The organism is Mycoplasmopsis agalactiae 14628, assembly GCF_000266865.1.
Classification (GTDB): Bacteria; Bacillota_I; Bacilli_A; order Mycoplasmatales; family Metamycoplasmataceae; genus Mycoplasmopsis; species Mycoplasmopsis agalactiae_A.
The window spans coordinates 1-25,213 of the sequence record NZ_AJPR01000012.1 but is presented as its reverse complement, the minus strand read 5'-3'; the positions used below and the strand labels follow the sequence as shown (position 1 = coordinate 25,213).

The following is a 25,213-nucleotide window of genomic DNA, read 5'->3' as shown; positions in this document are numbered from 1 at the left end:
ATATCACAGAAACAGAACCCCTATAAAACAGGAAAATATGGATGAATTAAAATGTCACAAAGATAAAGAATATGAAGCAATTCAAATTGATACAGATGATTCATATTTTTATGCTAGAGTTAATGGATACAAAGCCAAATTTAGATGCAGAATGGCTACAATTCACACTTTAGAACATAATGGAGATAGCAAAATAAAGAACAAAACTACAATAATGCAAATTAGCAACTTAGGAATTAAGCAAGATATTAAGAAAAACGAAGCTGAATTTCATAATGCAGTTAAAAATGCTTTATCTAAGCTATATGCAAATAAGCAAATAATTGTTTCAGGAGATGGGGCTAAAGTTATTACGACATTAGCAACAGCACTACAAAGCACTAGGGTTTTTGATAAATATCACTTTATAAGAGAACTATTTAAAATATATGGTTTTAATGAAACACTAAATAAGGCAAATAAGAGAATATTTGATGGCATAGACCATTTTAAAGAGCTTAATTATTTGTATAATCAAGGTAAATTTGATGAATTTACTGACTATTTAAAGCATACAATTAATTTGCTCTCATCTAAGCCTAAGACAATGCAAAAAATCTATGACATAAAGAAATTCATTAGGTTTTATACAACTAATAATAAGTTCATAAATGAGACAATAACTAACAAATACTACACAAGCGGTAATGCTGAAACGTTTGTTTCTCATGACTTAAAAAGATATATAGGAAAGAATTTTGGGCTTAAATCAATCAATACAATCATTAGAACAATAATGTCTGAAACAGACCACAATTTAATAATCATATAATTTAACCAAAAACACTATAAAACAGGGATAAAAAACACAATAATAAAATATTGTGAATTTTTCTTATGCCTAGGACTAAAATAGAGTAGAATAAATATTGAAGTAAGAATTGAAATACTATCTTACCCACTTAATGCTTTCATTTCCAATAAAATCAGGGTATGCTTTTAATATTTCATTATCACTATTGAAATATTCAACAAAAACACCTTGAAAAACTGGATTTTTTGTTCATACTTTGATTGTATATTCATCAGTCGACTCTATGACTTTATATTTTTCGAGTAGATTGATAAATTTTTCTTCAACATCAGAATCGAAATATTGGATATTGGCTAATTCATTTTCACTTTTGCTTAAATAAGCATATTCATTATATGGTAAATTAACCTTATGCTCATTTAAATTATCAACAAAAAAATCAGTTCTTTCAGGCAAATAATGATTATTTTTTATTTTGTAAATTGTTTTATTGGGATCAGTTTCACTATTAACTTTTTTATAAAAAATGTCTTTTATTTTGCTTATGTAGTTTTTTACAATAATTAACCAAAATAAATTGATTGAAAAATCATCATAGTTTAAAATATTTTGGTGATTAAAATTGTTGTATTTGAAGCTTTCAATTGCCTCAATTGTAGCACTAGAAAAATACATTTTGTTTTTGGCTAAGAAGTTCTCTTTAAAGATTTCAAGGTCAATATTGTTGCTTATTTTACTAGTAATAACTTGTTTTTTACCAAAATGCTCAGTATAAATTGGAATATAGCCATATTTTTGATATTCATCCTTATATCTTTTGTACTCGTCTTTTATTAAGTTTGAATCAAGTATGCTTATAAGCTCATTGACATAATTTTCATTTTGAATCTTTTTTAAAACTTCTTTTTTATCAATATAGCCAACTTTGAAAGTTTCATTTTTATATTGATTTTTTAAAAAGATATAAGCATGATTTTTCTTTGTTTCAGAAACATTTGAATAGTAATAATAATCAAGTGAAATTGAATTTTGCTTAGCTTCTTCACTAGGATTAGGATTTCTCTTAATTCTGCCAAGTGTTTGAATACTTAAAGATGATGATGAAACATTACGTAGCTGCACTAGCATACAAGCACGTGGAATATTTCAACCGGTAGCTGGTCCTAATTTAAAAATAATTACATCAACATCACTACTATTTTTGGAAATTGCATTCAATGAATAAGAATTGAGCCTTATATTTGAATCAATATCATCTTCTCCAAAATACTTTACATAATTAAGATTATGCGCTTTAAGAACTCCAATAATTTCATTGATGTTAGCATCAAATACATCTTTGTTTGATGCATCTTTATTATTAACTTGAATTAACATTGCAGGATTGATATTTTTTAATGTTGGTTCTTTACTTGCATCTGTATATCTATCTTTAATTAGCTTAAACTTTTTACATGCTACTTCTAAAATTTGCTTATTTGTAATTGTGTCTTCTTTAATTTCATCTATTCCTTCATTGTATTTTCCATTCTTTTTAATTAAAAGAGTGTCATCTTCCAGAAGGTCGTTTTCACTTAATGAAATAAGTTCATTATGCCCTTTAGGAGTTGCTGTCATTTTAATAATAAAATGCGCATTTTTTTGAAAAGCAACTTCATAGTGAATAGATGAATCTTTTGCTTTAGCTAGTAGCTTATCGATATTATCATTCGAGTCAAGATCAAGAAACTTTATTTTCTTTTCATCAATTTCACCACCAAAGTGTGCTTCATCCCGAATATAAACCAATTTGAATTCTTCATTTTCAATTTGAGATAAAAATGAATCAATTATTCCCTCTTCACTAAAAATTCTTTTTTGTCCAAATGATTGATTACCAAAAATAAGTATTTTATTTTGTTTAGCAAGAATTTGGTAGTGATGGTCTTTGTCTTTGTTAGATTTTTTAGATTTATCACTTGAAGAAGGGGAAGTTATATGTTCAATTTCAAGATCTTTATTGATTAAATACTGTTTATATTCTAAGAAATTAAAATGCATTTGCTTAGGTAATTTTGCGGCTGAAAGTGTTATTATGACAAAGCAAAATTTTTCATGTGGATTTTGCTGAATTAGTTTGTCAATAACATTTAAAATCATAAATGTTTTTCCAGAACCAGTTGGGGCTTGAAATTCAATAATCTTCTTATTTTCAATGTCATATTTCGAAACAATCTTTTCAACTACTTTATTTTGTGAATTAGTTAGTTGCATCATCTTTATCCTTTGAAATAGGTTTTAGGGCATTTAGATTTCTTAGTATTTCAAGATTATTTAATTCAATATTTTTAATGTCAAAGTCTTGTAACTCTTTTATAAAAGTTTTTTTGATTTTTTCATTATCATCAGCATTGCTAAATATTGAGCTATCAAAATATTCAATTTCAAATACATTAAGATTTGAATCATATGGATTGTTTTTCTTAATTCATTTAAAATTTGAGTCGCCATTAGTGCCAAGGCCTTTGTTTATGCGATGTAATCTTTCATAGCAAATGTCTTTACCAATATTATTTTCATTATTTGTTACAAGAGTATAACTTCTATTTCCACCATCTTGTTTATTAAGTTCCATTACTGCATGACCTGTAGTTCCTGAACCTGCATAGAAATCTAAAACTCTAGCGTTTCTCTTCGGATTTAAATTTATTAAAAATTTCAATAATTGCAAGGGTTTAGGAGTTTCAAAATCTGTATTATTTAATATTGATATTAAAAGTTGTGTTCCGTGTGTTGTTGTGCATTCATTATATATATTTGAAAAATTATTACCTTTTTCACGTGAAACAATATCATACGAATTATTCTCATTTTTTGAAACAATAACTTTTTCATAAACTTTTTTAATGGCTTTTCATACTAATTGGCCATCTTTTTTTATTTGTTTAAATTCAATAAATCCATTTTTGTTTAAAAAATCAAATAATTGTTTACCCGGCAGATAAACATATGATTTAGGTTTCTTTATGTTTCTATAATTTTTAAAAAATGTTCCATCAGGTGCTTCTATTAAATAATCTCCACCTTCAGTATATTTAAATTTACTTTTAGATGATCTACGGTCTATGTCCTCTAATTTATAAAAACCTCTTTCATTATAGTATTCATCTTTAAGTGTATACTCTGCGCTATCTACTTCTTTCTTATTTCATTTCACTTTATCTTTGTTTTTTGAATAAACTAATATGAATTCAGTCTCTATATCTATGTTGGCTTTGCCAGCTCCACCGCCTGTATTTTTCTTTTGTCAAATTATATTTGCAACAAAATTTTCTTCCCCAAAAATTTCATCCATCAAAACTTTTAAATAGGCTTGTTCGCTATCATCAATTGAAACAAAAATTACACCATCTTCCTTTAAAAGTTGGCGAGCCATTACAAGTCTTTCATTTAGCATATTTAGTCAGCCGGTGCGACTAAATTTGTCACGGTATATAAATTTAGAAGCATTTACATCATCTTTTTCGCTAAGGTTATTGCCATCAGTTCTTGATGATTCAGTATTATATGGAGGATCAATATAGACTATATCAAACTTAGCAGAAGTTTCGTTGTCTCTCTCTCTCTCTCTCGACTACAAGTAAATTCTTTAGTGCGTCATAGTTTTCGCCTATGATTAAGTAATTTTGGTTAGGATCCATAAAGTTACCAAATGATAAGCTTTCATTTTTCTTAAGCAAAGCAATTGATTTTGCATCAACACTTGGTGCAACATCAAAAACAAATCCTAATTTAATTCTTTTAATTAGGAATTGATAAACGTTTTGCAAATTCTTATCATTATCATCAAATTTATCAATTATTAATTTGATCAGATCTTTTTGATCTGAATTTAATTCGTTTGTAAGCTTTAGCTCTTCTGCTTTTTTTAAATATTCTTCTTTTAAGCTGCTCATTATCTTATTATTCTCCATATGTTTTTAATCTAATATTTATTATATAGGAAAGCTAAATGTTGTATTGATTTGTTTATTATGTTCCATGATTTCATTTTTATTATGTCTTACAGAATAAAAAAATAAACTACAGGTTAAGAACTGGAGTTCTTGGTAGCTTATTTTTGTATATTGATTTATTAGAGAGTATTGTAAATTAATTGGTTTGTTATTTTAATTCTATAGTAACTGTTGATTCATTGGATACATCCGATGCTTCTGCTTCGCTACTATTCAAAGAATTACCAACTTTGTATTTAACTTTAACATCAAATTTATTCTCTCCGCTTTTGTTAAGTATTTCAAAATTCAATTGGTTAGATAAGGTAAATATATCATGGCCATCTTCATTTGATTTATTTAGTGGGTTTTTGTCATTGACAAGTTGAATATTATCTTTAATTTTATTTTCCCTATCAAATTCAAATAATACAAATTTATCAACCTTTTCGCTATTTTCTATGAAAGGCGATTGGCTACCTTTAACTAACAATATAGTCCTATCTTTGCTATTATATCAAAGGGTATAACTGCTGTTACTTGAACTAAATTCTTTTATTTCTGGATAGTCTTCTGTTGATGCTGCAAATTTAAGAATATCTTTTAAGTCTTTAGCAATTTTATCAAGTTCACTCTCTTCTTTATTACTTTCTGTTTCCTCTTCTCCCTTAGGTTGATCAGCAGGAGGCATTTCTGGTTGTGGTTGAGGCGCAGGAGCAGGTGGTGTAGAAGGCGGAGTTTCGGTTTCTGGACTTGGAGTTACTGATCCGCTGTCACTCCTAGATTCATTTTCATTCTTTTCACTCTTCTCGTCTTTTTCTTCTTTTTCACCTTTTGGCGAACTTTGAGAATACTTATCCCCGTTCTTTTGATCTTCTGAATCCTTTTTATTTATTTCATCTGATTTTTTGCCTGTTTCAGTTGTTTCATTGTCAGATGATTTTGGATCATTTTTATTTTTATCATTATCTAATTTCTTGTCAGTATCATTATTAGGTTTATGTGGTTCATTCATTGCTTCTGATTTTGGATTTTTATTTTTATTTAAGTCCTTGTCTGCATTATCAATTAAGTTATTGATTATTGTTCCATCTTTTGATTCTGCAGTGTCGCAAGATGCTGCTAAAAGAGGGGCTGCAGTTGCTGAAATTGTAGTTGCTGCTAATAGTAACTTAAAACTCTTTTTCATAATTAGTATTACATTATCCCTTCTTATTTTTTATTTTTATTCATTACTCTTCTTATTCTTGCCGATGTCATAAAATTTAAGTGTGTAAAAAGCTTTATTAAAATTATTTAATTGAACTAAGTTTTTGCTTTACTGATTTATGACTTAAAAAATGTGTGTCTTTTAAACTACTTTTACAAGCAATATAAGCAGTTGCACCAAAGTTATTGATGAACGCCTTTTTTCCAAACTCTTATTTTTGCAATCTAAAAAATAAAAAAAATTAAATAATTTATAACATATATTATTATAGTGGTGATTAAAGATTTAGATCACTTAAACACTTAAAAATTACTTAATAATTAAAAGTCAAAGCCATTATATGCTTCAAATGCAAGTTTATATAAAGCTAATGTCAAGTCTGAATCTAAATTTAATAACTCTTTTATTAAATTTCTTTAAATCTATAGATTTTAAAGATTCTCTATATTGCTTTATTGTGTTAAAAACATGTTCTTCGAAATCCTGTTCTGATATAAAGTTAAGAATGAATGACTTATTCATAAATTTTACCTTTAGAAAGTGCTTCAATAATGCTTTTGCCAATTGCTTTTGCTAAATTGACAGGAACTCCGTTGCCAATTTGCCGATATTGACTAGCAATGCTTCCAAAAAATTGTCATTCATCCGGGAAAGACTGAATTCTTGCTGTTTCTCTAATAGTCAATGGCCGCGTTTCGGTTGGGTGACACCGCTCAGTTTGCTTCATTTGCGGTGTAGTTAGAATGGTTAAACTAGGTTCATCAAAGCTAAGCCTTCGTAAAATTCCAGTCCTGCCACCTTCCATATCTCAACAGCTTTTCATATATTCTCTAGATATTTTTGGATCAATATCTTTTCAACATCCTCCAGGAGGCACTAGTTTGAAAATGTCTTCCTTAGCTTTTGAATATTTTGCACCTTCACTTTTTGGCACATCTAGCAAAATGTCTTTTAAAACTAGTGTTTTCTCACTTGCTTTTGGAAAACTGAAATTTATATTGTTTACAATGTCATTTCTTATTCCAATAACAATAAGACGCTCTCTTTTTTGGGCAACATCATAATCAAGTGCATTTAAAACTTTATAAGTTATTTGGTAGTTTTGTTGCTTAAAAATTTGACAAATAGTTTCAAAAGTTTTACCCTTATCATGAGTTAGCATTCCTTTAACGCTTTCAAACAAAAACATTTTAGGCTGTAACTTGTTTAAAAAAAGAGCGTAGTAATAAAACAAAGTTCCTCTTGTGTCCTCAAGACCCAGACGTTTTCCGGCATAACTAAAACTTTGACAAGGAGCACCGCCGGATAATAAATCTAGTTCATATTTTTTTATTTTGAACTCTTTTTCTAAATCTTTTAGAGCAGTTTTTCTTATATCTTCTTCATATACATTTCAACTTGGGCGATTATTTCTTAGCGTTTGACATGCAACTTTATCAAATTCAACTAGTCCTATATGGTCAAAGCCTGCTTTTTCTAGTCCAAGTGCAAGCCCACCAGCGCCGGCAAAAAGTTCAATGCTTTTAAATTTCACTATGTTTTTGCCTCCTTATATTTCAACTTTTTTGAAATGATATATGCATATTAAACTAACTATAAAAAATTTTAAGCTAAACTATTTTTGTGTCTAGATATTTTTTAATTTTTATTGCTATATAAACCGTGTAATTAGCAATAAAGGTATTATACAAAGTTTAATATGTAATGCTGCTGGTAAAAAGTGAGTTTATTTAATTTCTCTTTTTTGATAAAGAAGCAAAGATTTTTTAGTTGCAAATCAAGTTTTAAAGAAAACTTTAAAATCATAAAATCAAGTGCAATACCTGAAAAACAAAATTTTTGAAAATTTGCTGAGGGCACTTGATTTTATAATGTAATAAATCAATGGATAAAATGAATTTTAGTGTTTCTTTTTTATGCCATAGCTTTTTTAAGCTCTACATCTTCATTTGCGCTATTAACTTTATCTTTTGCTGACTTAGATGAGTTAGCAATAACATCATCTATAGCTTTTACAAATGGTCTAAATAAAATGAAGAATAACATGTAAGGTGCAATTGGCAATATTACTAAACCTATGACAAATGCTGTGACAAATAATCTTGCATTTTCTTTAGTGTCAGTAATTATTTTAAGATCAACCATATCTTTGTAGTATGGTAATGGCCTTACTCTATGTGATAAGTACATAAAGTTTAATCCCTTAAGCACTTGTTCATTTGAAGTTGATGCATAAACCACTTCATTCAATATCACAGCTGCAATAAAGATAGAAATCATGAACACTATGTGGTATACATAAGTTCTTCAACTACGTAATGGCAATTTGCCTTTAAGTATTAAATAACATCCTAATGAAAATGTTAGTGCTGATTGGAACATATAGTAAACATTATTAGGTGTATTATTTGAAAATACAACTGCTGGATAAACTAATAAAATTGCTCCAATTGTTAAACCTGATATTCCGATAAATGGTAGCATTGCTGCTTCTCATTTTTTATTTGGTATAAAGAAATAAAAAGGCAATATTCAAAAGTATAGTGAAACAATTTGTAATGGCACATATGCTAAATTATATTTTGCACTCTCATGAACTTTCATTCATGCAATTTGACCAAATTGTCTGAAAATTAGTTCTGAAAGGAAAATAAATATCCACACAAATATTATTGCACCACGAACAACATTTCTACTTGCGCTTTGGAATACAAATAGTAAAAATATTGTCAGTGCAATTGCGGCACAAATGAACAAAATGTGATTTAGCCCAAAAATTTTAGGAACTTCAACAACTTGATTGTATCAGTCATTAAATTTTACTCACATTCTTCCTCCTAGCTGACTTTAAATCTATATTTTAATTTTATACTATTAATCAATCAATACTATAAAATGGCATAAAAAAGCATTTTTTTGAATACAAAAACCCCTTAGTTTGGGGTTTGTCATTATTTATGTTGTGAAACATTAATTCTGTTAATTGCTTTTTTAAGTTTTATTTCAAAACGCGAAATAACTTCAGCATCACTATTACTGCTTAAAATGCTAATAGCTTTGTCTCTATCACTTTCAGCTTTTTTAAGATCAATATCGCTGTTAAGAATAATATCATTTGTGATTATGTTAATGCTAGATTTGTCAGCATATACTATGCCATCACTAATTGAATATACTTTTTCATTGTTATCTGGATAATCTTTTATGACTAATTTACAGATATCAATGGTTGTTAATAGCTCACTTCTATTGGGCTGCAAAACTATTGATCCGCCACTTTTAGTTTTAAGCTCCACACTTAAAACAGGACCATTATAGAAAGTTCTAGCTTGTGTAACTATTTTTAAATTTGAATAACTTTGCATAAGTTTGTTAAGTTTCTAAGCTAAGCGCTAGCTTTTTCGCCATTTGCATTATTTTGGCTTAAATAGTTATCATAGTTTGCTTTAACTTCTTCAATTGAGCCTACATATAGGAAAAATTCTTCAGGACAGTGATCATATTTACCATCTAAAATTTCTTTAAAGCTTCTTACAGTATCATCTCTTTTAACATACTTACCAGGTTTACCTGAAAATTTTTCTGCTACAAAAAATGGTTGGCTTAAAAAGTTTCTGATTCTTCTTGCTCTTGCTACAACTTTTTTATCCTCTTCACTTAATTCGCCTATACCTAAAATTGCAATTATGTCTTGTAGTTCCTTAAATCTTTGCAATATAGAAACGACTCTTCTGGCTGTTTCATAGTGCTCTTGGCCAATTACAAGTGGGTCAAGTAAACGCGAAGATGATTCAAGCGGATCTACTGCTGGATAAATACCTAAAGCAGCAATGTTTCTATCTAAAACAGTTTTGGCATCTAGGTGGTTGAAAGTAGTAGCAGGGGCTGGGTCAGTTAAGTCATCGGCTGGAACATAAACAGCTTGTACTGACGTAATTGAACCTTTGTTAGTAGAAGCAATTCTCTCTTGTAATTGCCCCATTTCAGTAGCTAGTGTTGGTTGATAACCAACAGCACTAGGCATACGGCCAAGTAAGGCACTAACTTCTGAGCCTGCTTGAGTAAATCTAAAGATATTGTCGATGAATAATAAAACATCTTGTTTTTCTTTGTCTCTAAAATATTCAGCCATTGTTAATCCTGTTAAAGCAACTCTCATTCTAGCTCCAGGAGGTTCGTTCATTTGACCAAAGACTAGGGCTGTTTTTTCTAAAACGCCAGATGCTAGCATTTCATTATATAAATCATTGCCTTCTCTAGTTCTTTCACCAACGCCGGCAAAAACCGAAAGACCGCCGTGTTCTCTTGCAATATTATTAATTAACTCTTGCACTAAAACAGTTTTTCCAACACCAGCACCGCCGAAAAGACCTATTTTACCGCCTTTTACGTATGGCACTAAAAGGTCAATGACCTTAATACCAGTTTCAAAAATTTCACTTTCAGTGCTTTGTTCTTCATATGAAGGTGCAGGAGCGTGGATTGGCATTTTTTCAGCATCAGGAGATTCTTTTAAATCAATTGGATTACCTAAGACGTCAAACATTCTTCCTAAAACTTTATTGCCAACAGGTATGCTAATTGGTGCACCAGTATCATAAACATCAATGCCACGTGGTAAGCCACTAGTTGAAACCATTGAAATCGCTCTAACAGTGTCATCGCCAATGTGCTGTGCTACTTCCAGAGTGTAGATATTATGATCATAATTAATAATTAAAGCATTAAGCAATGAAGGCAATTGACCTTTAGGAAAGCGCACATCAACAACTGGACCGACAATTTGTACAACCTTGCCCATGTTAGCAATATTATTATTTTCAGAGTTCTTATTTTTATCTTGTTTCATAAACTCTCCTTAATAAATTTTCCTTTAGTCCTATAAAACAGTTTTAGAAGGACTAAACAGCATCAGCACCAGAAACAATTTCAATTATTTCATTAGTGATTTTTGCTTGACGCTTACGTTTAAATTCCATATCTAGTTCAGTTATTAAACTGTCAGAATTTCTTGTGGCATTTTCCATTGCGCCTCTGCGAGCTGAATGCTCACTAATAAGCGAAGTTGCCATTGCTAAGTGCAGTTTAGAATCGACAAAAAGCGGAATAGCATCAGCTAAAACATCTTTAGCGCTTGGTTCAAATTCCAATTTATAGTCAATTTCTTTTCGATCGATATGTTCACGAATCATTACTTCATCAAATGGGAAAACTTTTTCGCACACTTCTTCTTGAACTAAGTTATTAATAAACTTAGTGTAAATAAAATTAATTGAGCTAACTGTGCCATTTCTGTAGTATTTAAAGGCTCTTTTGATAATTTTTGAAACTAAAGTGCTAGTTCTTTTGCTTGTTGTTATTTCGCTAAGATTAATTATTTGTTCGGCATATTGTTGTCTTAATGCCCTGATGCCATATGAACCAATTATTATTAAATAATCATCACTTGTCACTGTTTCTTTAACTAACTTAATAACATTAGCATTATAAGCTCCAGCAAGACCTAAGTTACTTGTTACAATGACATAAAGCTTGCTTTTACTATTGTTTCTAGACTTCATTAGCTCTTTTAAGTCATCATGACTAATGTTTTCAAAAATTTTGTTAAAAGTTTGATCAATGAGCAAATTATATTTCTCAACTTCATCAAAAGCGGCTTTTGCTTTTTTGAGTTTTGAATATGAAACTAGCTCCATTGCATGTGTTATTTTTCTTATCGACTGAACAGTCTTAATTCTGCTTTGAATTGATTGAATACTAGACATTATTTATCTCTAAATATTTTGCAGGCATAGGTAGCTCTGCTTCAGGTTTATAATCATGCAAGGATGCTATTATTTTATTAACTATCTTGACTAAATGAGTAGCAATTTCTTCTTTAATAGCGCTATTTAAAGCGTAATTATTTTGCTTAATTTTTTCGCTAATTTTTCTTCCTTCTAATTCTTTAGTCATAAATTTGATAACTTCATCTCTAAATCTTCTTAATTGACTAGCAGGAAGCGGATTAATGATTTTTTCCTTAACACCTAGTAAAATAGCTGTTTGCGCCAATTGATTGATTGGATAATATTGCTCTTGTTTAAGCAGTTCATAAACTTTATGGCCATGTTTTAATATAGCAATAGTTGAATCATCTAAATCAGAACCAAATTGTGCAAATGCTTGCATTTCATTGTATTGAGCAAGCTCTAATTTAAGAGAGCTAGATACTTCTTTCATAGCCTTAATTTGTGCACTTGAGCCAACTCTAGAAACACTAAAGCCTACATCAACAGCAGGTCTTTGACCTGAGTGGAATAAATTTTCACGGGTAAAAATTTGGCCGTCAGTAATTGAAATAACATTAGTTGGAATATAAGCAGAAATATCACCTTGTTGTGTTTCAATAATTGGTAAAGCAGTAATTGATCCGCCACCATAAGATGAATTAACTTTAGCGGCTCTTTCTAATAATTGTGAGTGAAGATAGAAAACATCACCAGGGTAAGCCTCACGTCCAGGTGGGCGTCTTAGTAATAATGATAATGTTCTATAAGCAATAGCATGTTTTGATAAATCATCATAAATGATTAAGCAGTCTTTGCCTTCAGACATTCACTCTTCAGCTATAGCAGTGCCTGAATAAGGAGCAATGTATTGTTGCGGTGCTAGTTCAGAAGCTCCAGAAACAATCACAGTTGTGTACTCCATTGCACCTGAATCTTGCAATTTTTTAGTAATTTGTGCTACGGTAGAATTTTTTTGTCCAATAGCTACATAAATACACTTAACATTTTTATCTTTTTGGTTAATGATTGTGTCAATTGCAATAGAAGTTTTGCCAGTTTGTCTATCACCAATAATTAATTCTCTTTGGCCTTTGCCAATTGGGATCATTGAATCGATTGCAATAATACCTGTCTCAAGAGGTTCATTAACTTCAACCCTGCTCATAACGCCAGGAGCAACTTTAAAAATTTCTCTGCGTTTGATACTATTAATTGGCCCTTTACCATCAATAGGATCACCAATAGCATTAATAACTCTACCAGTTAATTCATCACCAACAGGAACTGCAATAACTTCGCCAGTTCTGGTGCATAAATCACCTTCACTAAGCATATTTGCATCACCAAAAATAGCAACACCAACTACTTCTTCTTCTAAATTTAAAACTAAGCCAGTTATATTATTTTTAAATTTAACTATTTCACCATTTTTAGCATTGTCAAGGCCGTTAACTAAAGCAATTCCGTCACCAATAGTTACAATATAGCCGATTTCAGAATAGTCTATTTTTGAATCAAAACGTCTAATTCGATCTTTAATTATTGCACTTATATCAGTACTTTTACTAGCCATTTAAGCCTCCATTTTTGTTGTTGATTAAAGATGAAATTTTTTCTAAGTCAGCTTTGGCATTTTGCTCAATTATGTCATTGCCTATCACTATTTTAAAGCCAAAAATTAGGCTCTTATCTATGAATGTAGTTAGCTTGATTTTTTTGTTATATTTGTTTTCTAATTTTTTAATAATTTTAATTTTTGTTTGAGCATCTATTTCAAAAGCAGAAATTAATTTAGCTCTTAATATATTTAGTTCATCTTCAACAAGATGAATGTATATTGATAGAGCTTGAAGCAAAAGTGATGAATTATTTTTTGCGATCAAAAGCTTTAAAAAGTTAGCAAAAGTTTTTAAATTTTTATGCTCTTTAACTAATTCATCAGCTATTTTGTATTTTTCGTCTAGGCCTATTTTAGTGCTATAAAAGAACGAAAACACATCTTTATCATTTGACAAAAGTTCATAAAACGAAAGAATATTTTCATAAGTGCTGCTTACATGTTTTTCTTCTTTATGCAAGTCATATAATGCTAAAGCATAACCATCAGCATTAGCCTTAATAAACATAATTATTTATCCTCTAAAAAGTTTTTAATAACTTCGTCTTGTGACTCTTTTGTAACTTCTTTTTGCATAATTTTTTTAGAAATCTCAATAGCAGCTTTAGCTATATTAGACTTAGAATCATCAACCATTTTTTGTCTTTCTGATTCAATTTCCATATGCGCTTTTTCAATGATTCTTTTTGATTCATTTCTGGCTTTGTGTGTATATTCATCAATAACACTTTCGCCATGAATTTTGGCATTTTTAATTAATTCATCTGCTTCAGAATAAGCCTCAGCAAGCCTTTTGTTAGCTTCATTTAATTTTTGCTTAGAAATATCATTAGTTAATTTTGCTTCATCAATATTTTTTTGTATATAGTCTTGTCTTGCCTTCATTGCCTTTTTTATAGGCTTATGAAGCAAAAATCATAAAATTAAAACTACTAAAATAAATGCAATTAAAGTGGCTAAAAACATTGGCCAGGTTGGAAAAAGTGTTTTAAACTTATCCTTTAATTCATCTTTTATTCCGCCACTTTGCGCACTTAAAAGCATATTTGCTTTTAATGACAAATCGTAAAATAAGTTCATATCTTAATTAAATGCAAACATTAATAGAATTGATATAACTAATGCATAAATAGCAGCAGATTCGGCAACTGCTTGACCAACAAGCATCATTGTTCTAATTTTACTTGCTGCTTCAGGATTTCTACCAACTGCTTCAGCAGCTTTTCCTGCAGCAAGTCCTTGACCAAGACCAACTCCAAGACCTGAGATCATACTAATACCAATGCCAATAGCGATTAATCCTTTTTCCATAATAACTCCTTAATAGATATTTTGGGCAACCTTTAGTTGCTTAACTTTAATTTGATTAGATGAAACATTGCTTTTTTCATCAATTTTTACACTTTTCTCTTCTATTTCCGCTTCTTGTGCTCACCATATAGTGGTCAGCGAGCAGAATACTAATGCTTGAATGAAGGCACTAAATACATCAAAATAAAGGTGTAAAACAGGTGTAAAAATAACTGCCAAAAGAGGTAATGGTGGTGAGCTTGGAATCATTTTTGTTCAAATGTAACCAAAAAGTGAGTAGATCATAACCATAATTATGCTTCCACCGATAATATTTCCAAAAATACGGAAACTAATTGAAATTAATGGCGAGAACTGACCAATGATTTCAATTGGATTTTTATACTTAGCGAAAAATCTTCATTTTTGGTAAATTAAACCAGTTACATAAATACCTAATCATGACATTAGCCCAAATGTTAATGCTATAGAATAAGAAGTAGTAACAGGTTCTAAGCCAATTAGCCCTAATAAGTTACCAATAATTAAAAATGTAGCTAAGCCAAAAACATAAAATCTTGCCTTAGGAATCTTTTTGTCAGTATTGTCATCAAAAGCATTATCGATGTAATTTACATAGCCTTCCATCACTAAAATAATTCCGCTAGGGGCTTTATCTTCTTTAGCATATTTTTTAATTTTAATAAATACATATAAAGAAAAAAATAAGCAAATTAACACAACAACAATTAGTGACAAAAGCTGTTTTTGATTTCAGTCTGCATAGCCGCCATTAATTCAGTTTTGAAATATATTAGACTCTGCTTCATTTTTTACTGTAGTCATCTATGCCTCCTTTCCTTTTTTATTTATAAAACATAATAATAAACTCATTTTTAAAGTAGTTAAACCAAAAATATAAGATATTAAATTTATTGGATAAAAAGCAATTTTAAAGCTGTTTTTTGTGTAAATATTATTCATATTTTTAATGCTTAGCTTGTTGATAAAAACTAAAATTACTGTTAAGCTGGCTATAAAAATTAATGAAATAATAAAACTTAATATGCTTAAGCTAGCAGCCTGGCTTTTATTTTTGCCAATAATTAAATAACTAAAAGATTCTTTGATTCAAAAAGTTAAAAATGATGCGGATGCGCCTATTGCATAGCCCAATAGTAATGACAGTTTGACGAATTTATAAAAATATGCAAACACTGCAGAGAAATATAAAAGAATAATAAAAAAGGTTATAGCAACTTTTTTGCTATCTTCATATTGCATCCAATCTCCTAATGTTATATAAATAACATTTAAATTATAGTACTTATTGAAAGCAAAAGATAATTTTGGCAACTACTTCTTTTTATTTTCTTAATTAAATATTAATTTTTACATATTTGCAATGCAAATATGGTTTTTTAATATTTGAATGTTTGCGCATTTTATTTTAAAATTATTAATGAATTAAGTTAAGAGGTGGCAATGAGCAAAAATTTCCTTTTTCAAGATTTAGAAGAGTTAATGAATTATTCAAATAATTATAAAGGTTCTGATCCTTTAATTAAGCTTCCTAATATTATTATTCAAAATTTAAATGATTCATTTGTTTTGAATAAGCATGAAATTGAAATGATTAGATTTTTGGCAACAAACTATAGTAAAAAAGGCAAAAAATTACCAATTAAGTACTTAGCAAATATTGAAGATGAAGTAGTTAAAGAACATTTTTTAGCATTATTAATTCTTTATTTTTATTCACAAAAAAATAATAATTTTGTAATTTTAAGCAAACCAGAAAACATTCAAAGGTTCAAAAACTTATTGGTAAATTATGATTCAGAATCATTCTTATTTGCCTATAAAATACAGTTTATGGGTAAATTAGTAGACATAAAAGAAGTTTATGAACTAGATTCAAATAAAAATAAAGAGTCAATAAATTTATACTTTAGCACGCATAATGATTTTTTAAGTAAATATAACCCTAGTGATATAGGTAGTGAATTTTTAGTAATTGATGAAGAAGCTGTTATTGAAAATTTTGATAAATTGAAAGATTATAATTCTGTTCATATTTTCAATGAATTTGATTTTAACCAATTAGGCTATAAAACAGCCATATTAGATAATTTTATCTATAATTATGACAAAAAGAAAACTGAATTATTTAACAAAAATAATTCAAGCAACTTAAAAAAATGCTCTTTAAAAGAAGACTTCAAACAAAGCGATTTTTTTAAAAATGGCATTATATTTTTAAATAAAAAAGAAAAATTAGACAAAGACACAAAAATTTTTCCAAGCCAAGATGGAAAATATATGCATCACAGTCTTAATGAAATAAGTAAGAACTACTTGCATTCAAAAACTTTGGAACTTAAAAATATAGATATTTCACTTATTTCTAAATATGTAAATAGTTATCGTGAATTTGACTTAAAAAATCTAAATGATAAGTTCAATAAAATTGACAATGTTTTAGATCTTTTCACTATGAGCGACTATTTTGGTGAAAATACAGTTGAAGTTTATTTTAATAATGAAAATGATTATGATGAATCATTAAATTACTCAATCAATATAGCGCTAAGCAATATAGCTAGCTATATTCATAATTTTAGCCCCGTTTTTACTGGATCAAAACAATTTTATGCTTACAATTTATCAAATGTTTTTGATATTGAAAATACTTATAATGATGAATCATCCTATAAAATAGACTTATCTGACAAAAATTGATATGCAAACGCTTGTGATTCATTTACATATCAGCAACACTTATTTATTAACTACTTCAAAAATAAAATTGTTGATCAGCTAAATCAAAAAGATGTCAAATTCTGATTAATAAAAAACAATTTTCAAAATGAGGCGCTAATTTATACATTTGACAATGCTGCAAAAATAGTTCCAAATTTTTATTTATTTATTGAAACAAATGATAAAAAATACCAGGTATTAATTGAAACTAAGGAAAACTCAAAGTGAATGTCAGACTACTGACATGAAAACTTTTTTGCTGAGTTAAATACTTTTCCCGTATTTAACAAAGATGAGAAGATTTATAAAATTTATGCCTTGCCACTTGCAAATTTTGACATTAATGAAATTGAGTTTACAAGAGCATTTAGAGAATTTATTAAAAATCTATAATAACTAAAATACCTATAAAACAGTCTAATTAGACAAAATGTCTATAAATAAATCATTAATTTTTAATTACATAATTTAAAAAATGTGCCTAAATTGTTGGGTGCTATTTTTTAGTATAAATACATAAACACTATTTTCTGAATCATAGTGTTTTTTTTATAACCACAATATAAAAACAATCCCGAGTAATTCAAGCCAGATATCAAAACAATCATAAATATTTATTTATCAATGCTTGGCTATTTTTTTTATATGTTATTTCCCAATATATCTATACAAAAGACTTATTGGCAATGTATAATAAAGCGGATTTAAACAAAAAATAGGGGGATGAAAATTTATGAAATTAAAGCTACTACTAAGTTTAGGAACTGCACTAACTGCTACATTTTCAATTCCATTTGTAGCTGCAAAATGTGGTGAAGGTGACAAAAAGGAAGAAGTTAGAAAACCTAAGGAAGAACCTGCAAAACCAGTAGATAACTCTAAAAATAATGATAGTTCAAATGAAATGGGAGGGAAAACTAATTTAGGCAATTCTGCAAATTCTAGTAATTCATCCTCACAAAATAATTTATTAGGAGCAGAAGCAAATACAGAAAACTTACCTGCTCCAAGAGATTTAAATCACGAAAGTCTTGTTGCACCTATTTCAAATGAAAAAAGAATAAAAACAACGTTGGAAAACTCTAAAAAAGATGGTGAAAAAGTTGATGAAAAACAAAAAGCCACCTACAAGGATATTGATTTTGATATTTCTCAAGTCAAAATTACAATTGATAAAAAGGATCTAAAAGATGAAGATTTAATTTCACCTAAAAAAGGCAATAATAAACAACTTTTCATTAGCAGTTTTAAAGGAGAAACAAAAGTAAGCGGAAAATTTGAAAAAGGCCAAAAGCCTTGAGATGGAATCTCAATTGGTTCTGTTATAGGATTGCCAAAAGACTATTCAATTTCTAATGCTGACAGCCCATTGTATACTAGCAAAAAAGGTAGGAAAAATTCAGTTAAATCAAACGGATTTATTAATGTTGAAAAAGATGGAAGTAATTTAAAGATTAAATTTAGATTCTACAAATTTAATAAAGGCGGAAATTCTACAGTTTCAACAAAAGTTTACGAAGCAATTATTTCTTAACAGAAAAAATCTTGCGCGTAGCAAGATTTTTAATTTTTTTACACCTTTTATTGTGTCCTAAAATTAACGTTAATAATTTTTTTAAGTCTAAATAATTATGTTGTTGGTAGTAAGGTGTGAATCACTAAAATTGTCTATTAATTTAATATTCAACATCTTAAACTTATGTAAATTAAGTATGAAGGAAGTGGAAAATAGCAAGTAGCTATATAAAATTTACATAAATTTCGTTTTGTTTTATCGAGGAGTTCAAAAGTTCAATAAAAATTATTAACAATTAATTTTTGAGCCATAAGATAATGTTTTATGACTCGGCAACATTTTAAAGTATGTTTTCAATACTTAAAATATTAGTAATAAAAAAGGTGGAAAATAGTATGGATATTTTCACACGGACATAGCCCACTTATGGATTTATATATAATATTATTATAAATATTAAATATTTATAAGGAAGTGAAGTGTAATGAAAACTAAGAAAATATTAACTATAATTGGGGGGGGGTTAGCTAGCGCTGGTTTCCTTCCTTTGGTGTCTGTGTCCTGCTTTGATACAAATAAATCAAAAGATGAAAATACTACTACAGCTGAAAAATCGCTATCAAAAATCTTCAATGGCACATCCTCAATTTCAATTAGTGCTAAAGATGAAAAATCTGTACTAGAAGCACTAAAATCAGGTAATAATTCTTTAAAAATTGATGACTTAAAAGTTATCTTTGATGAAAATGAAAACAAAATTACAGTTATGCCTAAAGATGGCACTACTACTTACAGTGACAAGATTGTCATTCCTTTTGTTTTAAAACCACAAGGCGAACCACAGCCAGCAAATCCAGGATCAGATGAAGAGACAGATGAGCCTGAAAATGCTTATGAAGTTTCCGAAGCTTTAAAAGAAGCTGAAATGGAACGTAGAAAAAATACTCCAATTGAAGAAGCTAATTACAAAGCTTGAGCAAGACAGGATGCATTTAAGCGTGAACGTAATAAGGAATTTAATGAGGCTAAATTAAGTGATGAGTTTCTTGACTTCATAAGTTTTGACTGGTCAGGTAATGAAGAGCATGAAAAACAATGAGCTGAATGAGAAAGAAGTGTTAATACCCCTTCTGAAACTGCATCATATAACAAATGAAATCTAACAGAGTGATACAAACGTCAAATTGCAAAAGAATTTAAAGATAAGTCAATTGGCGATGAATTTTCAGACTTTATTAGTCCATACAATGCTGCTGATTTTAGACGTGAAATTGAAGAAGACTTCAATGATCCTGAATACGAAAAGCTTAACGGTGAAGCTGCAACTGAAAAAATAACAAACACTGCATTAGAAGAAGAGTTCTACAAAGCTTGACAAGGTGCTGAAGAAGAAAGAGCGTATTGAACTAATATAGAAAAAGAATACTTCGAAGAAAAGGAAGCTGAAGTTGCTGCTTTAAAAGTTGCTGAGGACGAAAGAATAATTAATACAGCAGAAGAAGAGGAGTTCTTTGCTGCTGAACTTGAAAGATTAACTAACACACCTATTGAATTAGAAGACTATGAAGACTGATTAGCTTATCCAGAAGAGTTTGAAAAGGCAAATAAAGAATATGAAGAATTTGCTAAATCAGACGATAATAAAAAATGAGAAAAGGCTGAAAAAGCTGCAGAATTCAAAAAGAAATATGATGTGGATCTTGAAAAGTTAGAAAAAAATAGTGACGATATACTTGATAACTCAGCTGCTGCTAATGGTATTTCAAACTGAGAAAAAGTTACTCCAGAATCAAGAAAACACATTACAGATATTTCTGACTCAATCATAAGTAACTCTGATGCTGTAAGAGAATCAGAAGACACAGAAGAATAATTCTTTTACAATCAATTAATAAAAAACACCAAGAGAAATCCTGGTGTTTTTGTTTGCCTAAATGTACTATAAAACAAGGGCTTTAGGCAAAATGAGCTTATTATTTTTGCTTACTTTTAGAAGCAATTTTGTCTTCAATTTTGCCTATTATAATGTTTGTTACTAATGCAATTAAAATTCCGATAATTGGCGCAATTATATATTTTATTCAAAATGGCATAGGCAATAATGATAGCCATATGATTAATGAAAATATAAATGCAAAAGGCAACGAAAAGTTAAAGCTTCTGATATTCAATATTTTGACTAAAACTAGTATTGTGTTCAACATAAAAGAAATAAGTAAAATCAAAAAGGGGATTAGAATTATTCATAAAGCATTAGTTATCTTTACATTGCCAAATTCAGGCGCTGATAGTATTCAGACAACTGATAGTGGAATAATTATGAATATAGTAACGAATAAAACAGTAATTAATGGGCTATAGGAAACAATTTTTTGTGAGTTAGTTTTCTTTTGATGCTTATTCATAGTTGTTTCTTAACTTTTTAAGCAACTTAATGAAGTCGTTTATAGAAACAGTTACTGTTTCTTCCTTACCATATTCACGATATGAAATGGTATTAGAGTTCATTTCATTTGAACCTAAAATAAGCTGGAACTTAGACTTAGATACTTGTGCATTTCTGATTTTTTTGTTTAATCTTTCATCTGAATCATCAATTTTTACTCTAAAGTCATTATTTAAAAGTTTTTTAGCTATCTTCTTAGCATAAGCTAAATTCTCTTCCAAGTTAACAGGAATTATAGTTACTTGCTTAGGTGCTATTCAAAATGGCAAATTACCTTTTGTTTGCTCTAATAATATAGCTACAAATCTTTCATATGTGCCAATAAGACCTCTATGAATCATAATTGGTCTTACTTCTTTATTATTTTTATCAATGTAACTTAAGTCAAATTTTTCAGGTTGCAAAAAGTCTAGCTGAATGGTTGAAACTGTAATTTCATGACCTAGTGCTGTGTCTATTTGTATGTCAATTTTAGGGCCATAAAAAGCTGCTTCGCCTTCGACTTTAGTGTAATTGACTTTCATATCTTTTAAAGCTTTTTCAAGCATTGCTTCAGCTTTGTTTCAAATAGAATCATTGTTAAAGTACTTGTCTTTGTTATTTGAATCTCTTAATGAAAGCGAAATATAACTAATTTCAATATTGAAAATAGATAACATTTCTTTTATTTGCTTGTACATTCGTTTAACTTCAGAAGCTATTTGGTCATATCTAACAAACAAATGCCCTTCAGTTAAAAGCATTCCTCTAACTCTTTCAAGTCCTGTTAGTGCTCCTGATTTTTCATAACGATATAGCTGTGATTGTTCGCTATATCTTATTGGTAAGTCTCTATATGAGTGCTTTTCTGTGTTATAAACAATTATATGATGCGGACAGGTCATTGGCCGAGGAATTAAGGTTTCATTTTCCACTAATAAAGGCTTGAACATATCATCTTTATAGTGAGCTAAGTGACCACTAGTTTTATAAAGTAATTCAGCACCAAAATGTGGTGTTAAAACTTCAGTAAAGCCATATTTTTTATCTAATTTAAGTACTAGATTTCTAATTTCATTGTGAATATACATTCCGTTTTCTAATCAAATAGGAAAACCTTGACCAGCTAGAGGGCTAAAAGTAAAGATTTTCATATCTTTACCTATCTTACGATGATCTCTTTCTTTTCTATCAGCCAAAAGCGCTAGATATTTATCTAGCTCATTTTTAGTTTCTCATGAAGTACCATAAATTCTTGTTAGCTGTTTATTTTTATTATCACCTCTTCAGTATGCCCCAGCAATGCTTAATAATTTAAAGTTTTTAATATTCTTTGTGCTTTCAATATGATTACCAGCGCAAAGATCTTTAAACACTAATTCCTTATTAAGTGGATCTTGTAAAGCATAAAATGTTATCTCTTTGCCTTGAGTTTTTAATTCGTCATATAGCTCTTTTTTATAGGGTTTATTGGCAAAATCATATTGACTTTCATCAATTTTAATAGTAACTAAATTTCTACTTGCTAGCTTTTTCATAAGCTTTTCAATTTTGCCTAATTCATTTTCACTTAATGGTTCAACAAAATCAAAATCATAGTAAAAACCTTCATCAGTAGCAGGGCCAAAGCCTAATTTTACATTAGGATATAGCATTTCAACAGCAGCGCCTAAAAGATGGCTTGTTGTATGATTTAATTGTTTATTAGCTTCAATTTTCATAATTCCTCTATTTGAATCCAAATTTTGAAAGTAATTTTTTTGTGATAGGTGCACAAATTTCTTTAGCCTTTTGTGCTCCTATTAAAGTAACAGAATCAACTGTTTTATAGGCTTCTTGGTAATTTTTTTGAATTTTAATTAGCTCGTTTTTAACAACTGTTGCAACTGCAGTTTTAAATTCAGCATAATTTGAGTCTTTAAATTTAGCTTCTGCTTCAGTTAATGAAATATCACATAGTGCTGCATAAATATTTAATAAATTTAATATTCCAGGTTTACTATCTGAAATATAAACTTTATTCTCTGAATCAGTCACTGACTTCATAATTTTTTTATAAGCTACTTCAGGATCGTCATTTAAATAAATCACACCTTTTGCCGACTTATCACTTTTAGACATTTTTGAATAAGGGTCAGTTAATGATTTAATTCTAGCACCTGCCTTAGGAATAATGCCTTCAGGAATTTTAAAGTCCATTTGGTACTTTTTATTTACTCTTTCTGCAAGCGTCCTAGTTAACTCTAAATGCTGTACTTGATCATCACCTATAGGTACAAAATCAGCGTTATAAATCAAAATATCAGATGCCATTAAGGTTGGATACATAAATAGACCGACAGGTATTTTTTCAGTGCCATTAGCTTGTTTTAAAGCACTTTGACTTTTATCTTTGTACTGAGTCATTCTGCTTAACTCGCCCATAGTAGTTTCACAAGTTAATAACCATTGCACTAAGGTATGCTCATATATGTCTGACTGATAAAAAATTGTGCTCTTTTTAGGATCTAGTCCGCAGGCTAAGTAAGTGGCCACGATTTCTTTCCTTCTTTTTTCTAACTCTTTTGCATCATTATCGCCCATTGTTAGTGAATGCAAGTCAGCTACAAAGTAATATGAATCATATTCATCTTGCAATTTGACAAAGTTTTTTATTGCGCCAATATAATTGCCTAATGTCAGATCGCCTGTTGGTTTAATCCCGCTTATTAACCTTTTCATTTGAATGCTATTCCTTAAATATTTAAATAATAATATTATAGCAATGTTTAATTTAGCGCAATTTATTTAGATCATAAATTCTGTTTATTAAAAAAATAAATACAGTTATAATAGTTCGCATGCAAAATAAAAGTACAAATAAAAATGCAAGATGATGAATGCTTGGATTTGGATTGTTTGTAATACTAACAACCCTTTTCTATGCCTTCTCTTATGTGATTTGATATGATGCAAATGATGAAATTAGCAAAACTGGTGCCCCAACACATTTTGCTGTTTTTAAAGGCTGAGGTTCATTTTTATTCTATACATATTTATCAAACTTTTTACTAGGCTTTGCCTTGATTATAGCTGGCATTTTATGAGCTAATATGAATGCTAAAAAAGCATTATTTATTTCTGTTGTGTCAATAACTATGACTTTTGTTGTCTATTGAGCCTTGCTTTCATACCAAAAGTCAACATGAACTAGTCCATTAAATGCTACTCGTTCATTGATTACGCATGCAATAAATCCTGTTTTAGGTTTTGTGGCTTTATCTTTAATTAGAAAAGAACTTATTGTGACTAAAATTACATTTACAATTCCAGTGCTAATTTCAACTGTTTATACTATTTTTGCAATGATATTATTCTTTGCTACATTTGACAAAATAGTTCCAGGCAGAGGCGCAGTTGTTTATGGATTTTTAGACTTTAAAAACCCTTATTTTTACAAGGGCAACAATACAGGTATAATAGTTATTCTTGACTTCCTTCTTTATGTTGTTTCAATGATAACACCATTATTATTTGGAATTATGTGGAAGTTTATTTATAAAATTAAGTATCAAAAATCTGTACCTAAAAAAACCAAAGTGATTGCTGAAAACAATAATTAGTCATAGCGATATTGCTATGACTTTTTTATGAAAATAAAAGACGTAAGTAGACAAAATAATTATTTAGTTTTTATCTTAAAATTAATTTATATATTCTTGAAATTAATTTTTCAATATAAACAACAACTTAATTAATAAATAATTAGAAATTAATTACTGTCTACGATTGTTGCAAATGTGCTTATTTGGTGACCTGTTTTAAGCACATAAAGAACATTTATTGCTGTATTTAAGACTATATTAAATGCAAC

Annotated in this window: 23 protein-coding genes and 1 pseudogene; 6 read left to right on the top strand and 18 right to left on the bottom strand. The window is 29.1% G+C overall.

What is annotated here, in order from left to right:
* Positions 1-811 (top strand): Mbov_0401 family ICE element transposase-like protein (locus tag MAGB_RS04015; RefSeq protein WP_036433420.1); only part of this gene is annotated, 811 nt, incomplete at its 5' end.
* 147 nt (positions 812-958) lie between these two features.
* Here MAGB_RS04015 and MAGB_RS04010 read toward each other — a convergent pair.
* From MAGB_RS04010 to MAGB_RS03940, 16 genes and pseudogenes are all read right to left on the bottom strand, one after another.
* A pseudogene (locus MAGB_RS04010) lies at positions 959-3,046 on the bottom strand (DEAD/DEAH box helicase family protein); the annotation flags it as partial.
* Positions 3,033-4,352: a site-specific DNA-methyltransferase gene (locus tag MAGB_RS04005; protein WP_318023944.1), complete on the bottom strand. Its 1,320-nt coding sequence runs from the start codon at positions 4,350-4,352 to the stop codon at positions 3,033-3,035. The gene MAGB_RS04005 and the pseudogene MAGB_RS04010, both read right to left, overlap by 14 nt.
* Positions 4,353-4,368: 16 nt before the next feature.
* Positions 4,369-4,728 carry a hypothetical protein gene (locus MAGB_RS04590; protein WP_036433411.1) on the bottom strand — a complete coding sequence of 120 codons (360 nt, stop codon included), beginning with the start codon at positions 4,726-4,728 and terminating at the stop codon, positions 4,369-4,371.
* A gap of 208 nt (positions 4,729-4,936) precedes the next feature.
* Positions 4,937-5,956: a variable surface lipoprotein gene (locus tag MAGB_RS03995; protein WP_004024503.1), complete on the bottom strand. Its 1,020-nt coding sequence runs from the start codon at positions 5,954-5,956 to the stop codon at positions 4,937-4,939.
* A 378-nt stretch (positions 5,957-6,334) separates the two neighbouring features.
* On the bottom strand, positions 6,335-6,499 hold the full coding sequence (locus MAGB_RS04350; RefSeq protein ID WP_004024502.1) for an Eco47II family restriction endonuclease: 165 nt from the start codon (positions 6,497-6,499) through the stop codon (positions 6,335-6,337).
* Positions 6,492-7,511, bottom strand: a complete 1,020-nt coding sequence (locus tag MAGB_RS03990) for a DNA cytosine methyltransferase (RefSeq protein WP_004024501.1) — start codon at positions 7,509-7,511, stop codon at positions 6,492-6,494. The genes MAGB_RS04350 and MAGB_RS03990 overlap by 8 nt, the downstream gene beginning before the upstream one ends.
* A gap of 380 nt (positions 7,512-7,891) precedes the next feature.
* Entirely contained in the window at positions 7,892-8,806 is a 915-nt protein-coding gene (locus MAGB_RS03985; protein ID WP_004024500.1) for a hypothetical protein, read from the bottom strand.
* Between the two features lie 122 nt (positions 8,807-8,928).
* Positions 8,929-9,342: a F0F1 ATP synthase subunit epsilon gene (locus MAGB_RS03980; protein WP_004024499.1), complete on the bottom strand. Its 414-nt coding sequence runs from the start codon at positions 9,340-9,342 to the stop codon at positions 8,929-8,931.
* 20 nt (positions 9,343-9,362) lie between these two features.
* A complete protein-coding gene (atpD, locus tag MAGB_RS03975) occupies positions 9,363-10,826 on the bottom strand; it encodes a F0F1 ATP synthase subunit beta (RefSeq protein ID WP_004024498.1) in 1,464 nt (487 codons plus the stop codon).
* A gap of 52 nt (positions 10,827-10,878) precedes the next feature.
* Positions 10,879-11,742 carry an ATP synthase F1 subunit gamma gene (atpG, locus tag MAGB_RS03970; protein WP_004024497.1) on the bottom strand — a complete coding sequence of 288 codons (864 nt, stop codon included), beginning with the start codon at positions 11,740-11,742 and terminating at the stop codon, positions 10,879-10,881.
* Entirely contained in the window at positions 11,735-13,321 is a 1,587-nt protein-coding gene (gene atpA / locus MAGB_RS03965; RefSeq protein WP_004024496.1) for a F0F1 ATP synthase subunit alpha, read from the bottom strand. The genes atpG and atpA overlap by 8 nt, the downstream gene beginning before the upstream one ends.
* Positions 13,314-13,874, bottom strand: coding sequence for an ATP synthase F1 subunit delta (gene atpH, locus MAGB_RS03960; RefSeq protein ID WP_004024495.1), 561 nt, complete (start codon positions 13,872-13,874; stop codon positions 13,314-13,316). Before atpH ends, atpA begins: the two co-directional genes overlap by 8 nt.
* Before the next feature lie 2 nt (positions 13,875-13,876).
* Complete coding sequence (gene atpF / locus MAGB_RS03955) at positions 13,877-14,446, bottom strand: F0F1 ATP synthase subunit B (RefSeq protein ID WP_004024494.1); 570 nt, start codon at positions 14,444-14,446, stop codon at positions 13,877-13,879.
* Between the two features lie 3 nt (positions 14,447-14,449).
* On the bottom strand, positions 14,450-14,677 hold the full coding sequence (atpE, locus tag MAGB_RS03950; protein ID WP_004024493.1) for an ATP synthase F0 subunit C: 228 nt from the start codon (positions 14,675-14,677) through the stop codon (positions 14,450-14,452).
* A gap of 9 nt (positions 14,678-14,686) precedes the next feature.
* Complete coding sequence (locus MAGB_RS03945) at positions 14,687-15,502, bottom strand: F0F1 ATP synthase subunit A (RefSeq protein WP_004024492.1); 816 nt, start codon at positions 15,500-15,502, stop codon at positions 14,687-14,689.
* Complete coding sequence (locus MAGB_RS03940; RefSeq protein WP_004024491.1) at positions 15,503-15,940, bottom strand: hypothetical protein; 438 nt, start codon at positions 15,938-15,940, stop codon at positions 15,503-15,505. It abuts the gene before it with no gap.
* A 201-nt stretch (positions 15,941-16,141) separates the two neighbouring features.
* Between MAGB_RS03940 and MAGB_RS03935 the strand changes: the two genes are divergently transcribed.
* The 4 genes from MAGB_RS03935 to MAGB_RS04345 all read left to right on the top strand — a co-directional run bounded on the left by MAGB_RS03935 (position 16,142) and on the right by MAGB_RS04345 (position 21,296).
* The gene (locus MAGB_RS03935) at positions 16,142-17,812 is read left to right on the top strand and encodes a hypothetical protein (RefSeq protein ID WP_004024490.1); all 1,671 of its coding nucleotides are present in this window, start codon (positions 16,142-16,144) and stop codon (positions 17,810-17,812) included.
* A gap of 340 nt (positions 17,813-18,152) precedes the next feature.
* On the top strand, positions 18,153-18,953 hold the full coding sequence (locus tag MAGB_RS03930; protein ID WP_004024489.1) for a variable surface lipoprotein: 801 nt from the start codon (positions 18,153-18,155) through the stop codon (positions 18,951-18,953).
* A gap of 466 nt (positions 18,954-19,419) precedes the next feature.
* Complete coding sequence (locus MAGB_RS03925) at positions 19,420-20,808, top strand: hypothetical protein (RefSeq protein WP_004024488.1); 1,389 nt, start codon at positions 19,420-19,422, stop codon at positions 20,806-20,808.
* Positions 20,809-20,936: 128 nt separating this feature from the next.
* On the top strand, positions 20,937-21,296 hold the full coding sequence (locus MAGB_RS04345) for a hypothetical protein (protein WP_157767243.1): 360 nt from the start codon (positions 20,937-20,939) through the stop codon (positions 21,294-21,296).
* Positions 21,297-21,332: 36 nt separating this feature from the next.
* On the opposite strand, the gene thrS is transcribed toward MAGB_RS04345, so the two are convergent.
* Positions 21,333-23,081 carry a threonine--tRNA ligase gene (gene thrS, locus MAGB_RS03915; RefSeq protein ID WP_004024486.1) on the bottom strand — a complete coding sequence of 583 codons (1,749 nt, stop codon included), beginning with the start codon at positions 23,079-23,081 and terminating at the stop codon, positions 21,333-21,335.
* Between the two features lie 7 nt (positions 23,082-23,088).
* Positions 23,089-24,081: a tryptophan--tRNA ligase gene (gene trpS / locus MAGB_RS03910; protein WP_004024485.1), complete on the bottom strand. Its 993-nt coding sequence runs from the start codon at positions 24,079-24,081 to the stop codon at positions 23,089-23,091.
* 119 nt (positions 24,082-24,200) lie between these two features.
* Between trpS and MAGB_RS03905 the strand changes: the two genes are divergently transcribed.
* Entirely contained in the window at positions 24,201-24,962 is a 762-nt protein-coding gene (locus tag MAGB_RS03905; protein WP_004024484.1) for an MAGa3780 family membrane protein, read from the top strand.
* The last annotated feature ends 251 nt before the right edge of the window (positions 24,963-25,213 follow it).